Annotated in this window: 12 protein-coding genes and 1 tRNA gene; 12 read left to right on the top strand and 1 reads right to left on the bottom strand. The window is 54.7% G+C overall.

All coding sequences use genetic code 11. The features are described from left to right. The first annotated feature begins 3 nt into the window (after window positions 1-3). Both NM686_RS09675 and NM686_RS09670 read left to right on the top strand, forming a co-directional pair. The gene (locus NM686_RS09675) at window positions 4-1164 is read left to right on the top strand and encodes an HlyD family secretion protein (protein WP_255187671.1); all 1161 of its coding nucleotides are present in this window, start codon (window positions 4-6) and stop codon (window positions 1162-1164) included. Next, on the top strand, window positions 1161-3404 hold the full coding sequence (locus tag NM686_RS09670) for an FUSC family protein (protein ID WP_255187670.1): 2244 nt from the start codon (window positions 1161-1163) through the stop codon (window positions 3402-3404). The genes NM686_RS09675 and NM686_RS09670 overlap by 4 nt, the downstream gene beginning before the upstream one ends. 69 nt (window positions 3405-3473) lie before the next feature. Here NM686_RS09670 and NM686_RS09665 read toward each other — a convergent pair whose 3' ends face one another. Then, a complete protein-coding gene (locus tag NM686_RS09665) occupies window positions 3474-4724 on the bottom strand; it encodes an ISL3 family transposase (protein WP_255187011.1) in 1251 nt (416 codons plus the stop codon). Between the two features lie 452 nt (window positions 4725-5176). Here NM686_RS09665 and NM686_RS09660 point away from each other — a divergent pair, with 452 nt between their 5' ends. The 10 genes from NM686_RS09660 (at window position 5177) to truB (ending at window position 13737) form a co-directional block, all read left to right on the top strand. Beyond that, window positions 5177-5353, top strand: a complete 177-nt coding sequence (locus NM686_RS09660; protein WP_407942375.1) for a hypothetical protein — start codon at window positions 5177-5179, stop codon at window positions 5351-5353. A 207-nt stretch (window positions 5354-5560) separates the two neighbouring features. Further along, a complete protein-coding gene (locus NM686_RS09655; RefSeq protein ID WP_255187668.1) occupies window positions 5561-6178 on the top strand; it encodes a DedA family protein in 618 nt (205 codons plus the stop codon). Window positions 6179-6473: 295 nt separating this feature from the next. Further along, window positions 6474-6770 (top strand): hypothetical protein, encoded by a 297-nt coding sequence (locus tag NM686_RS09650; RefSeq protein ID WP_269022801.1) that lies wholly within the window; start codon window positions 6474-6476, stop codon window positions 6768-6770. 384 nt (window positions 6771-7154) lie between these two features. Continuing rightward, window positions 7155-7364: a hypothetical protein gene (locus NM686_RS09645; RefSeq protein ID WP_255187666.1), complete on the top strand. Its 210-nt coding sequence runs from the start codon at window positions 7155-7157 to the stop codon at window positions 7362-7364. 226 nt (window positions 7365-7590) lie between these two features. Further along, window positions 7591-7666, top strand: a tRNA-Phe gene (locus NM686_RS09640). A gap of 135 nt (window positions 7667-7801) precedes the next feature. Beyond that, window positions 7802-8287, top strand: coding sequence for a ribosome maturation factor RimP (gene rimP, locus NM686_RS09635; RefSeq protein WP_255188590.1), 486 nt, complete (start codon window positions 7802-7804; stop codon window positions 8285-8287). After that, complete coding sequence (nusA, locus tag NM686_RS09630) at window positions 8277-9788, top strand: transcription termination factor NusA (protein WP_255187665.1); 1512 nt, start codon at window positions 8277-8279, stop codon at window positions 9786-9788. Before rimP ends, nusA begins: the two co-directional genes overlap by 11 nt. Before the next feature lie 14 nt (window positions 9789-9802). Next, window positions 9803-12439, top strand: a complete 2637-nt coding sequence (gene infB / locus NM686_RS09625) for a translation initiation factor IF-2 (RefSeq protein ID WP_255187664.1) — start codon at window positions 9803-9805, stop codon at window positions 12437-12439. A 3-nt stretch (window positions 12440-12442) separates the two neighbouring features. Beyond that, a complete protein-coding gene (gene rbfA / locus NM686_RS09620; RefSeq protein ID WP_255187663.1) occupies window positions 12443-12826 on the top strand; it encodes a 30S ribosome-binding factor RbfA in 384 nt (127 codons plus the stop codon). Then, entirely contained in the window at window positions 12826-13737 is a 912-nt protein-coding gene (gene truB, locus NM686_RS09615; RefSeq protein WP_255187662.1) for a tRNA pseudouridine(55) synthase TruB, read from the top strand. The genes rbfA and truB overlap by 1 nt, the downstream gene beginning before the upstream one ends. The last annotated feature ends 12 nt before the right edge of the window (window positions 13738-13749 follow it).

Below are 13749 nucleotides of genomic sequence, written 5' to 3'. Positions count from 1 at the left end.
CTTATGGCTATTCAGCAAACCTCCGACCATCAACGCCGCGTATTGATTGGCCGCACACTCGGCATCCTGATCGTCCTGGGCGCCATCTTAACCGGCACCCGCGTCTGGCGCATCAATTACCAGCATCCCCGCACCAACGACGCGATGATCCGGGCCAATATCGTTGGCATCAGCGCCGAAGTGAACGGCCGTGTCGTGGAATTGCATGTCGAGGACAACCAGTTCGTGCGCAAGGGCCAACTACTTTATGTGATCGATCCCCGCCCCTATCAGGCCAAGCTGGACCGGGCCAAGGCCGAGCTCATGCTGGCGGAAAAAGAGGTCGAATCCCGCCGCGCTTCCAGCAGTTCGGCGGAAAGCGCGATCGAACGTTTGCAGCATCAACGTGCCTCGGCCGCGGCCGAGGTCAGGCGCATCGAAGCCGAAGACGACTATCTGCATCACCGCTTGCAGGAACTCGAACCGCTGGCCGAAAAGCAATACGTGACCGGTGACCAGCTCAGACAGGCGCACTCGCGGCTGGATGCCTCCCGCGCCGCCCTGGCCGACGCCCAAGCCAAGGAGCGCTCGATGGCCAGCGCAATCGAGGAAGCCAAGAGCGAAAGCAGCCGGGCGCAATCCTTGATCGCCCAGGTCGGCGACGTCAACGCCCGCGTCGAGGCGGCCAAGGCGCAAGTCGCCGCCGCCGAGCTGGATCTGGAATACTGCTTCGTGCGCGCGCCGTTCGACGCCTACGTCACCAACCTGAACACCCGCGAAGGTGAATACGTCAAGGCCGGCAGCCAATTGTTCGCGCTGGTCGACGATCGCCACTGGTACGCGATCGCCGACTACAGGGAAACCTATTTGCAATCCATCCAGCCCGGCCAGGCGGCCGAGGTGTTTCTGGTCGGCTACCCCGGCAAGCGCTTTCGCGGCGTGGTCACCGGCATCGGCTGGGCCAATTCCCCCGACAATGTCAAACAGCAAGGCGTGTTGCCGGAAGTCGACCGCACCTTGAATTGGGTGGTGCTGGCGTCGCGCTTTCCGGTCAGGATAGAAATTCTGGAACGCGATCCCGAACGTCCGTTGCGGATGGGGATGACCGCGTTCGTCACCGTGCTCGACCGCCCGGCGCCGACCAACGCCGAAACTACCCGCACGACTAGCCAAGCGCCGCAATGAGCCAACGTGACGGCCATTCGGGCCATGGCCGGTTCTGGTTCGGCACCGGACTGGGGCAATTTCTAACGGTAGAGTTGAAGGACTTTCCCGGCCGCCGGGTCGCCGCCGCCCGTTTGTTCGCGGTGACCTTGATCATCGCCCTGGTCAGCCAGACCCTGCACGTGCCGCCGCTCGGCGCGCTGTCGATCCTGGTCTGCCTCAGCTACGACGCTTATGCCAATGCCGGGCAATCGTTGGCGTTCGGCTTGCGCCAGTTATATTACCTGTTCATTACCGTGCTAGTGTCGGTATTGACGTTGATGCTGGCCGGCAACGAGCCCTGGCTGCTGCTGAGCCTGTCCTTCGTCATCATGGCCCTGGCCTTGTTCCACGCCCGCTTGATCGCCTGGCCGACCGGGATTGCGCTATGGTATTCGATTCCGGTCTTGTACAGTCCGACGACGCCGGATCAGAACATCTACCAGGCCTTATGGAACATTCCTATTATCGGCGTACTGGGGCTGGGCACCTGGACGCTGGTGCATCTGAGCATCAAACCGCAAGACCCGCGCCGATTGTTGACCGATGGCATTGCCGAGCAACTTTCGGCGGTGGCAGCGATTTTCAGCGGACGCCTGGCCGATGCCGGCATAGAAGGTCAACCAAAAACAGGACACAAGGCGGCGGGCGCCGGCCAGTTCGGCAAATTGCAAGCCTTGCTAGGCCACGCCGAACTATTGCACCCATCCATGCGCCGCCAGCACGATACCTATCTGGATTTGTTGCAGGAAATCGACGGCCTGCGCCAAATGGCGGTCTGGCTGGAGCAAAGCCTGGCGGCGGATTATCGCGCGCAGCCGATGAGTCCGGAAAAACTGGCGGTCTACCTGGCGCTGCAAGAAGCCTGTGCCGCATTGCGGCAAGGTATCGCGGAACACCGCGACATCAGCGGGCAAGTCGAGACACTGCTCGATGAACGGACTTTGCTCGGCTATGCCCAAACCAGCCATCCCTCGGTGATGACCGCATTCTGGCGCGCACTGCAAAGGATTGCGGCACTGACTGGCGAATTGCACCGCGACGCGCAGCATCGCAATGAAGAACCCAACGCCGCAGCGGACGACGAAGCCATGGCCAAGTGGCGTCCAGCCTGGCTGGACTACGCGTTTTGGGCCACCCATGCCGATAGCCTGCAATTCGGCATCAAGTTCTCGTTGGGCGCAATCTTGTGCATGCTGATTGTGCAAGGCCTGAACTGGCCGGACATCAACACCGCAATCCCGACCTGCCTGGTCGCGGCGCAAACCAGTCTCGGCGCCGATTACCGACTGTCGTTGCTGCGCATCTCCGGCGCGGCGATCGGCGGCTTGTGCGCCTATGTTTACGTACTGCTGTTGCAATCGCAATTCGATACCATCATCGGTTTTGCCTTGGCGACGATACCGTTCTGGGCCCTGGCAGCCTGGATCACCGCAGGCAGTGACCGTATCGCCTATCTGGGGCGGCAACTCGGCTTTTCCTTTGCCTTGTTCGTGCTGCACGATTTCGGCGCGGTCACCGATTTATATCTGCCGCGCGACCGGGTAATCGGCATCTTGCTCGGTCTGGTCGTGATGGGCATACTCGATTATGCACTGTGGCCAAGACGTTCCTCGGTGCTGGCCCGCCACCATTGCATCGCCGCCCTGCGCACGCTGGCGAAATTCGGCGTGCGCCTGCCCGACCCCAGTCATCTCTTGAGTTACACCCTGCCCCTGAGGCTGGCAGCGGAAAAGGAACTGGCAGCCGCGCAAGGCCTTTTGGCCCACGCCGTACTGGAACCGGACGCCCGCGTGCCGGCCAAGGCCCACGAACGAACGGCACTGCGGGCGATTATCCGCGACGCCGATCATCTATCCGCGCTGTTGCAGGTCAGAAAACGCTACCGCCTGCTGAGCGGCCAGCGCTTCGGCCAGTTTCCTGCTGAATTGCAACAACATAGCCGCGCCTTCGACACCGCCTTGTCATTAGCGCTGGAACAAACGGCGGAGATTTTGCAAGGCAGCCGCCGGGATAGCGCCAAACGAGTCGCCGAATTTCAGGCGCAACTCAAACAAAGCTATATCGAACATCACCGTATCGACAGCCTGCCGGCGGATTGGGCGTTGGAATGGGAACTACGTTTCATACTGGACGAGCAAATCACGACGCTGATAGAGAACATGCAACAATCCGCGTTAATCGCTGGACAAAATAGCTGGGATTCTGGTGATCAAACGTAGCTAACAGATATACCTGTAAAGGAAATTACGGCTCTTCCGTATTTCGCGGAGTAGCCCCGACATATAGGGTTATGCATAACCGAACAACCGTCTCCCTTCGATATCAAGCCAGATATGCTGAAACAGGCGGACGGTATTGTAAATGCCAAAGCAGCGTCGTTTGATGCTTTTGATTTTGTTGTTAAGCCCTTCAACAAAGCCACTGGTTTCCCGGCGAATGAAATAGTTGGTGATTTCATTTCGCCAGTTTTGATAGGTTTTGACAAACGCATCAAAGCCCTTCAACTTCAAGACTTTGATATGCTCCATCCAGCGATCCAAGGCTTTTTCGGCCTCAGCCTTATTGAGTCGGCGCTCAAAAATACCCGTCAAAAGCTCCCGTTGGATATAGACTTCTCGCAAAATGGGGGCTTGCTGGAATAGAAAAAGCAAAACGGTTTGCTGATCGGCAGAGAGTTCCATCCAGCGCTTCCGAAAAGCCCACATCGCGCCTTTCAGCTTGGCATAATCCTCGGCAGACAGGGTATTCTTGAGTTTTTTCATTTCCGCCTTGCGGACCTGGTCGGCGCCGTCTCGATAATGCTTGGCGACATGGAAGCGATCAACCACCACCTCGACGCCGGGCAATGTCTCATAGACGGCGTTGCGATACCCTTCATACATGTCCACGCAGACGCGTTGTAACGCGTGTTGCTGTGCCTCGGGAATATTCTGCAAAAAGGCTTTAACCGTTTCTTTTTTGCGGTCGGGCAGCACCGCCAGAATCCGCTTATGGTCCTCGGTATCGATAGCCGACACGATGACCACAAAATCTTGATGCCCTTTTTTCAAAGCGATTTCATCCAGTCCCAGCAAGCGAATGCCTTGGATGGCAGACCAATCAACTTGTTGGGCCACGTGCCGATTGATAATCCCTTCCGCCGCTTCGGCGCTGATGCCGTGCTTCACGTCCATGTCGGTCACGCTGCTGTTGATCAATTCACGCAATATCCACTGCTCATACGCTTTGGTATGGGGGCTTTTCCAGTTATACCAGCCACATTGTTGCGTGGTCGTCGGACCTTTGGGGCAGTCAGGGCATCGATAGCGCTTGGGGGTTAGCTTGATCCAAACCGGCCGATCGAAAATCGACAAATGACGCAAGGTGATTTCTCTGCCATAGCCATAAAACTTATCGATCCTCTGGCCGCATTGATGGCAGGTTGCACTGGTTAACGTACTACTGACCGTGATGATGAACTCGCCTTTGGCGGTGGTTTCAACTTTTTCGATACAAACATCAGGTATATCCAGCGGTATTTGAAGTAGCGACTGTGTCATCACGATACTCCAGCGTTAAATTGTCGACCTTAGCAAAACTCACTGTGGCAGGCAAAGACTATAGCACTACATGTAGTGGTTTCTCCGCAAAATACGGAAGAGCCGAAATTACTCTGAAAGTAGCAAAATGTGAGGGTGCGGTTGCTTGTTGGACAGGCGTCGGCGGCAAGGATGCCGCCGTCGAGCCTACATGGATGCATTCACGGCGGCCTGTCCGGCAAGCAACCTTACCCTGAAAACTATTTTCATTTGCCGGGGCGATGCCGAGCCTTCATGAACGTTACTCTGAAAGCCATCGTGGACAAAGCACCGGAACACTTGGAAAAAGCCAAAGCTTTTTCACTCCAAAACCACGCGGGTGAGCGTGATAGCTATAGCTATCGCACTGATTGGAACTCTCCCCGGCTTGCTGGTTTTGCCCCCGGCAGAGCTAACTTTCATCGGCTGGGGCGATGATAGGCGCCTCCAACCATTTCGAAGTCGCCATCGCCACGGCGGTCATGCTGTTCGGCCTGTCGTCCGGCGCCGCGCTGGCCAACGTGGCCGGGGTACTGATCGAAGTGCCATTGATGCTGCCCCTGGTCGGTTTTCGCCAGCGTACGCAACACTGGCTTGGCGAGGCGCTGTAATACCGGCTTTGATTTCCACGCAATCCAGCCTTTTGTTGTAGCGCCGAACTTCGACGCTGCGGGCGTCGATCAGCTATTGATCGGTTCTCCGCCGATGAGAATTTGGAAAATTTTTCTCAAATCATTGACAGCGGAACCTGGCCCTGGCGTGAGCGGGCCTCGAGCGCATAAGATAAAATTCTTCAATTTATTCAGGATTTCCCTCTCATGTCAGAACTCGTCATTTATGTTCAGAATCATATCGAATATGCGCCTTACATCATTTTTGGCCTGTTATTGCTTGCAGGTTTCAATATTCCGGTCTCAGAGGATGGCATGCTGTTCATCTCGGCGTTAATCGCCAGCCATAATCCGGCATATTTACCGCACTTATTTATCGCCGTTTTCATGGGGGCCTACCTTTCGGATTTGATCTGCTACGGTTTGGGGCGCATCGTCGGACCGAAATTACTGCATATCCGGTTTTTTTCGAGTATCGCCACGCAGGAACGCATCGATAAAATTCACGATTACTACCAACGCTATGGTGTCATCACGTTGATTTTCGGGCGCTTCGTCCCCTTTGGTGTGCGTAATGGTTTGTTTCTTACCGCGGGACTGGGGCAGATGAACCTGATCAAATTCGCCCTTTCCGATCTGCTAGCCTGCACAATCTCAACGACCACGTTTTTTACGCTGTATTACAACTATGGCGACAAGGTGATCGGCGCCATACAGAAAACCAACGCCGTGATTTTCGTGGCCGCCCTTGGCATTGCGGCTTACTTTTATTTTCGCAGAAACAAAACTCGCCAAACCCATTCGGAACACAATAGCGTCGATTGAACGGCAACGTCGATTACGACGCCCTGTTTTGCCTTGAAACAGTTTTGTAGCCTCTGCTCGGCTCAGTTATGATGCTGTCATCATCAACTTGCGCACTCACTCGAACATGCTCAGACTCAGCTCATTTATCTTGGCCTTACTTTTCGTTGGCACGATGACATGCCAGGCCGACGAAAAATTTATTAGGACCTTCAATCCCGGCAGCCTCCAGCAGATTCTGCGTGAACATTCCGCCACGCCGCTCGTACTGACGATTTGGTCAAGCGACTGCTCATCCTGCCTAAGGGATATGGACGTGCTGTATAACATTCACCAAAAACATCCTGAATTAAAAATCGTGATGCTTTCGACGGATGGACCTAGTGCCACCAACGAAGTGAAGGGCATCTTGGCCAGACATCGACTCGGCGACCTGGACAATTGGATATTCGGCGCCGGCGATGCACAAAAATTACGCTATGAAATCGATCCGAGCTGGCATGGCGAATTGCCCAGAACTTATTTTTACAGCGCGGCCCATACTCGGGTAGGCAAAAGCGGTGCATTGAGAAGCGACGAAATAGAAGCTCAAATTACCAACATCACTCATTGAGCCTTTGTTTTAATAGAAAGCATGGTCATTGAACTGGCGAATGGCCATGCGAATGATCGACCTTGTCGGCGATAAAAACGAAGCGAGGTGACGAATTCGTCATTTTGCTGCCAGATTCATGCGAATAAGCAAGCGTCCATTTTGGCGCTGGACAGACATTGCCGACCGTTTCCGGACGACTGCGGCGCATTCGCGCCAAAAACCTGACTTCCCCTAATCCGTCATGCAAATGTCAGCTTTGGCAAATTCAGTCCAGCCTCATCCCCCAATCATGACAATTCGATGACGTTGAGTTTTTATATCATTGATTTAAAAGTCATTTGAACGTTTGGTTTAACATATGCTGTAGAAAGATTGAGCCGAAACAAACACAGGGTGATCGCCATGGAAACCTTTAATGAAATCAATGATATGTATGTGGAACGTTTTGCTTTCATCGAAACATTGAGCAGGGAGTTTGTCGACAAGACGGGATGCGGAATCTATGTTTTCCTCTCCCCGTTGGACATAGATCAACTGTTTGAAAATTTCCTGCATCTTGGCATGCCCATCCGAATGTTTGCGCGCCAATGCATCAGAAATGTACTAGGTTAAAGCGCATGTCCTTATACGCAAATTCGGCAGACCAGATCGATGTAGCTGGCGCGCGGTATGAACAAGGCTTTCCATGCCAAGCGCGCCTGGCATGATGCATTGATCGCGGATTTTCCGGTTTCCCCCCCAGTAATGAAGGAAAAAACAGATTTGCATTGTCTAAAAAGAAATTGCCCGGTATAATGCCTGAATTGTTGAGAGTCATCGACAACAAAAGCAGTAAATTGCCCAGGTAGCTCAGTCGGTAGAGCAGAGGACTGAAAATCCTCGTGTCGACAGTTCGATTCTGTCCTTGGGCACCATGCTTACCCGGTTTTTCAAAGAGCCCCATTTATGGGGTTTTTTATTTTTAGGGCCTTAGACAAGCCTCGGGTTAATGAATGTTTATGGAAGAGCCTGAGGCTCTTTTTTTTTGTGTTTTAAAAGGCGAAGCGGAAATGAAACAGGCTCCAGAGCATTTAGTGGAACTGATCGAACCCATTGTCGAAGGTCTTGGTTACGAATGCGTGGGGATTGAGTACAACCCTCACCCGCAGCACGGCATGCTGCGCGTTTACATCGATAGCGAAAACGGCATCTTGCTGGATGACTGCACCAAAGTCAGCCATCAGTTAAGCGGCATGCTCGATGTGGAAGATCCGATTCAAGGCGAATATCAATTGGAAATCTCCTCGCCTGGCGAAGACAGACCATTTTTCAAACTCAGCCAGTTCGAAAGATATATTGGCAGCACCGTGACGGTCAACTTGTTTAAACCCATCGACAAACGCCGAAAAGTCACCGGCCTGATCCAGGCGGTAGAAGGCGAAAATGTGGTGTTACAAGAAGGCGAGCAGACAATCAAAGTGCCTTTTCAAGCAATGAGCAAGGCGCGTTTAGTGCCGGAATATTTACTCAAAAAAGGAGGACGTAGTGGCAAATAAAGAAATTCTATTGGTAGCGGATGTTTTTGCTAACGAAAAAGAAATCGACAAGGAAATCATTTTTCAGGCCATTGAGTCCGCCCTGGAAGCAGCGACAGTCAAGCGTTACGACAATCCGATCAAGGCTCGCGTCGCGATCAATCGCCAGACCGGCGACTACAAGACCTACCGTCGCTGGCTGGTCGTGGAACCCAACCCGGAAATCAACGGCGACGTGGAGTTTCCGAGCTGGCAAATCTTGCTCGAAGTAGCCCAAATCGACAATCCGGATGTCAAAGCCGGCGATTTCATCGAAGAAGAAATCGAGTCGGTCGAGTTCTGCCGCATTGCCGCGCAAACTGCCAAACAGGTCATCATTCAAAAAGTCCGCGAAGCCGAACGCCGTAAAATCGTCGAAGCCTATCAGGATCGCGTCGGTGAATTGATCACCGGCGTCGTCAAACGCGTGGAAAAAGGCAGCATCTACCTGGACCTGGGCGGCCACGTGGAAGCCTACATCGCCCGCGAGGACATGATTCCCAAGGAACCGATCCGCATGGGCGACCGCGTGCGTGGCTATTTGAAAGCCGTGCGCTCCGAACCCCGCGGCCCGCAATTGTTCGTCAGCCGCACCGCGCCGGAATTATTGATCGCCCTCTTCCGCCTGGAAGTGCCGGAAGTCGGTGAAGGTTTGATCGACATCATCGCCGCCGCCCGCGATCCCGGTTCACGCGCCAAAATCGCCGTGAAGGCCAACGACCCGCGCCTGGACCCCGTCGGTGCCTGCGTCGGCATGCGCGGCTCGCGCGTGCAAGCCATTTCCAACGAACTGGCCGGCGAACGCGTCGACATCATTTTATGGAACCCCAACGAAGCCCAGTTCGTCATCAACGCAATGTCGCCAGCGGAAATTCAGTCCATCGTGGTCGACGAAGACAAACACAGCATGGACGTTGCCGTCACCCCCGACAGCTTGTCGCAAGCCATCGGCCGCGGCGGCCAAAACGTGCGACTGGCATCGGAACTGACCGGTTGGGAACTCAACATTCTGGACGCGTCGCAAGTCGACAAGAACCTGGATGAAACCGCGGCCAAAGCCAAACAGGAATTCATGGAATTGCTGGATGTCGATGAAGAAATCGCCGATGTGCTGGTTGAGGTGGGCCTGAGCAACATTGAGGAAATCGCCTACATCCCGGTGGATGAAATGCTGGAAATCGAAGGCTTCGACGAAGAACTGGTCGAAGCCTTGCGCAGCCGCGCCAAGGATGCCCTGCTGATCAAGGCGATTGCTTCGGAAGAAAAAATCGAAACGTCCGAGCCTAGCGCCGAGCTTCTTGAGCTGGAGGGGATGGATGACAAATTGGCGCACGAAATGGCGGCCAAGGGCATCATCACACTGGACGATTTGGCAGAACAGTCGATTGACGACATCATCGAATTTACCGGCATGAACGAAGAGCGCGCCGGCAAACTAATTATGAAAGCCCGCGAATCATGGTTCGCCGAGGACAAGGGCTAAGCTAGGAGGATACTATGAGTGATAAAACAGTACAGGCATTAGCGGAAGTAGTCGGTATCCCTTTGGAGCGTTTTTTGGAGCAGTTGAAAGAAGCCGGCTTGAGTGCAACCGCTCCCGATGACATCATCACCGAGGAAGAAAAGGTCAAATTGCTTGCGCATCTGCGCAAGCGTCATGGCAAGGCCGAGACAGATCAGGAAGCTGCCGCGCCCAAACGTATCACCCTGAAGCGCAGCACCAAAACCGAACTCAGGCAGTCAACTGCGCCCGGCACCGGTGCGAAAACGGTCAGCGTCGAAGTACGCAAGCAAAAAACCTACATCAAGCGCAGCGAAGCCATCGTCACGGACGAACAAAAAGAAGCCGAGCGCGCTCGCCAAGCATTAGCCGCGCTGGAAGCACAAAAACGCCAGCAAGCAGCCGAAGAAGAAAAACGCCGCCAGCAAGAAGCTCAATTGAAGGCTCAGGCGGAAGCAGCTCCAGACAAACCGGAAACCATCTCTGCACCAGCAGTCGAGGAAGCGGCGGCGGTAGAAAGCAAACCTGCCCCGGTTGAAGTCGTGGCCGCAGCGGAACCACCCGCAAAACCGGAATTGACCGAAGAAGAACGCCTGGAACTGGAAAAGAAACAGCGCCTGGAAGCGGCCGTGGAAAGAAACGCGGAGAAAGTCCGTAAAGCCGCGGAAGCCAAGCAACAGACCTTGCACAAGAAAAAACAGGAATTCAAGCCAAGTCGCGGGCCCACCCCGGAAATCAGCCACGATAGTGGCGATGCCGCGCGCCGTGGCAAAGGCAAAAAAGCCAAACCGGGCGCGCGTCGCGAAAAACCGGAATTCGAGATCGAACTGCAAACCAGCAAGCACAAGTTCGAAAAACCCGTGGCGCCATCCAAAATGGAAGTCACCATCCCGGAAACCATCATCGTTTCGGATCTGGCCGCCAAGATGAACGTCAAGGCCGCCGAGGTCATCAAGCATTTGATGAAACTGGGCATCATGACCACGATCAACCAACCGATCGACCAGGAAACCGCCGTGATTCTGGTCGAAGAGTTGGGGCATACCGCGATCATGCAAAGCGAGGACGATTTCGAACAGGAAATGCTGGCCGAAGCCATCGGCGAAGCCGACGACCGCAAACTGGTCGCACGGGCGCCCATCGTCACCATCATGGGTCACGTCGACCATGGTAAGACCTCGTTGCTGGATTACATCCGCAAAACTCGCGTCGCCGCCGGCGAAGCGGGTGGCATTACCCAGCACATCGGCGCTTATCAGGTCAAAACCGATCACGGTTCGGTCACCTTCCTCGACACCCCCGGCCACGCCGCGTTTACCGCGATGCGCGCCCGCGGCGCCGAAGTCACCGACATCGTCATCATCGTGGTGGCGGCAGACGACGGCGTGATGCCGCAAACCAAGGAAGCGATCGAACACGCTCGCGCCGCGAACGTGCCCATCATCGTGGCGTTGAACAAAATCGACAAACCCGAAGCCAACCCCGATCGCGTGATGCAGGAATTGGCGACCCTGAACGTGGTGCCCGAGGAATGGGGCGGCGATGTCCAGTTCCTGAAAGTATCGGCCAAAACCGGTGTCGGCATCGACGACTTGATCGAATCCTTGATCGTGCAGGCCGAGGTATTGGAACTGAAGGCACCCAAGGAAGGCACCGCATCCGGTGTTTGTATCGAATCGCGCCTGGACAAAGGCCGCGGCGCGGTAGCCACGATACTGATTCAAAAAGGCACGTTGAACAAAGGCGAGTTCGTGCTGTGCGGCCATGAATATGGGCGTATCCGCGCGATGTTCGACGAAAACGCACATGCCATCAAGTCAGGCGGCCCGAGTACGCCGGTAGAAATTCTGGGCTTGTCCGGCACGCCGGATGCGGGCGACGAATTTCTGGTAGTGCAAAACGAGCGCGTCGCCCGTGAATTGGCGGCCCACCGCGAAGAACGCAAGAAATCCACTCGTCAAGCCGCCGCTCAGGCTTCCAAACTGGACGACGTGTTCTCCAGAATGACCGCCGGCGAAACCGCAACGTTGAATATCGTCATCAAAACCGACGTACAAGGCAGCTTGGAAGCGCTGCGCGAATCCTTGGTGAATTTGTCGACCGACGAAGTACAAGTCAAATGCATCTATGGCGGCGTCGGCGGTATCAACGAAGGCGATGCCAACTTGGCCTTGGCTTCCAGCGCGATTTTGATCGGTTTCAATGTCCGCGCCGATGCGGTGGCGCGTAAGCTGATCGAAGAAAAAGACATCGATCTGCATTACTACAGCATCATTTACGAAGCGATCGACGAAGTGAAACGCGCGATCAGCGGCATGCTGGCACCGGAGATACAGGAAAAAATCGTCGGCCTGGCCGAGGTGCGCGACGTGTTCCGCTCGCCGAAATTCGGCGCGATCGCGGGTTGCATGGTCATCGATGGCTTCGTCAAGCGCAATCTACCGATCCGCGTCCTGCGTGACAACGTGGTGATTTTCGAAGGTCAGCTGGAATCCTTGCGCCGCTTCAAGGACGATGTCAATGAAGTCAAAATGGGCATGGAGTGCGGTATCGGCGTCAAGAACTACAACGATGTCAAAACCGGCGACCAGATCGAGGTCTTCGAACGCATCGAAGTGAAACGGGAAATTTAAGCCATGGCGAGAGAATTTGGCCGTAGCCAGCGCGTGGCCTCCGAAATGCAAAAAGAGCTGGCGACGATATTGCAAAGGGAGGTCCACGATCCGCGCCTGGGTTTCATCACCGTCAACGAGGTGGTGTTATCCAAGGACCTGGCCATGGCAAAAATCTACGTCACCGTGCTGAATGCGGATGAAGCCGGCAAACGAGCCAATATCGAAGCGTTGACCGAGATGGCGCCTTTCATCCGCCATGAGTTGGCCAAACGCATGCGTTTAAGGCATATCTCGGAATTGCACTTCTACTACGATAGCTCCTTTGATACCGGCATGCGCGTCTCCGAATTGTTGCATGAAGTGATCGAGCACGACGCTAGCGAAAAACCGCAGCAGGACGATTGATGGCAAAACGCAAGTCCGGGCGCGATGTGCATGGCATCGTGCTGCTCGACAAACGTCTGGGTGTGTCGTCCAACAAGGCTTTGCAGGAAGTCAGGCATCTGCTGAATGCCAACAAGGCCGGCCATACCGGTAGTCTAGATCCCCTGGCCACCGGCTTGTTGCCCTTATGTTTCGGCGAAGCGACCAAGGTTTCCGCCTTGATGCTGGACGACGACAAACGTTATCAAGTCACGTTTCGCCTCGGCGTAATGACCGATACCGGCGACAGCGAAGGTCAGGTCATACGCGAAATGCCGGTGCCGGCATTTTCCGAAGCCGACTTGTTGGCTTGCTTGTATCGTTTCAAAGGCGAAATCGAGCAAGTGCCACCGATGTATTCGGCCTTGAAGCATCAGGGCAAAAAACTCTATGAACTGGCGCGGGAAGGCAAAACAGTCGAAAGACAGGCCCGGCGCATTACGATTCATGATTTGACCTTGCTCGGTTTCGACCACGACAGCATTACCCTGGATGTGACTTGCTCCAAAGGCACTTACATTCGCTCGCTGGCCGAAGACATCGGTCATGCGCTGGGCAGCTGCGCGACCGTGACGGCCTTGCGCCGCACCGCCGCCGGCATGTTTCATATCGAACAAGCCCATACCTTTGATCAATTGAAGGAAATGTCCGAGACGGAATTGCTGGCTTGCTTGATTGCGGTCGATGCGCCGCTCGCCGAGATACCGGCTATTTCATTGTCCGAACAACAGGCGGCTAGCATCAATCACGGCCAACAAATCCGCATCAGCGGATATGCGCCCGGCTCGGTACGTCTATATCGCGAACAAACCTTTTTGGGGTTGGGAGAAATCCTTTTGAATGATAGACTAGCTCCCAAAAAATTATTCAACCTGAGCAATCAAGTCTCTTGATTGCTCAGGAAA

Source organism: Methylomonas rapida, assembly GCF_024360925.2.
Taxonomy (GTDB): Bacteria; Pseudomonadota; Gammaproteobacteria; order Methylococcales; family Methylomonadaceae; genus Methylomonas; species Methylomonas rapida.
The sequence above is the reverse complement of the archived record's forward strand: the minus strand, read 5'-3'. Positions and strand labels throughout refer to the sequence as shown.

What these genes read in the sequence shown, in the direction of transcription:
- NM686_RS09675 (WP_255187671.1), top strand. Translation starts at nt 4, where the DNA reads ATGGCTATTCAGCAAACCTCCGACCATCAACGCCGCGTATTGATTGGC.
- NM686_RS09670 (WP_255187670.1), top strand. Translation starts at nt 1,161, where the DNA reads ATGAGCCAACGTGACGGCCATTCGGGCCATGGCCGGTTCTGGTTCGGC.
- NM686_RS09665 (WP_255187011.1), bottom strand. Translation starts at nt 4,724, where the DNA reads ATGACACAGTCGCTACTTCAAATACCGCTGGATATACCTGATGTTTGT.
- NM686_RS09660 (WP_407942375.1), top strand. Translation starts at nt 5,177, where the DNA reads ATGATAGGCGCCTCCAACCATTTCGAAGTCGCCATCGCCACGGCGGTC.
- NM686_RS09655 (WP_255187668.1), top strand. Translation starts at nt 5,561, where the DNA reads ATGTCAGAACTCGTCATTTATGTTCAGAATCATATCGAATATGCGCCT.
- NM686_RS09645 (WP_255187666.1), top strand. Translation starts at nt 7,155, where the DNA reads ATGGAAACCTTTAATGAAATCAATGATATGTATGTGGAACGTTTTGCT.
- rimP (WP_255188590.1), top strand. Translation starts at nt 7,802, where the DNA reads ATGAAACAGGCTCCAGAGCATTTAGTGGAACTGATCGAACCCATTGTC.
- infB (WP_255187664.1), top strand. Translation starts at nt 9,803, where the DNA reads ATGAGTGATAAAACAGTACAGGCATTAGCGGAAGTAGTCGGTATCCCT.
- rbfA (WP_255187663.1), top strand. Translation starts at nt 12,443, where the DNA reads ATGGCGAGAGAATTTGGCCGTAGCCAGCGCGTGGCCTCCGAAATGCAA.
- truB (WP_255187662.1), top strand. Translation starts at nt 12,826, where the DNA reads ATGGCAAAACGCAAGTCCGGGCGCGATGTGCATGGCATCGTGCTGCTC.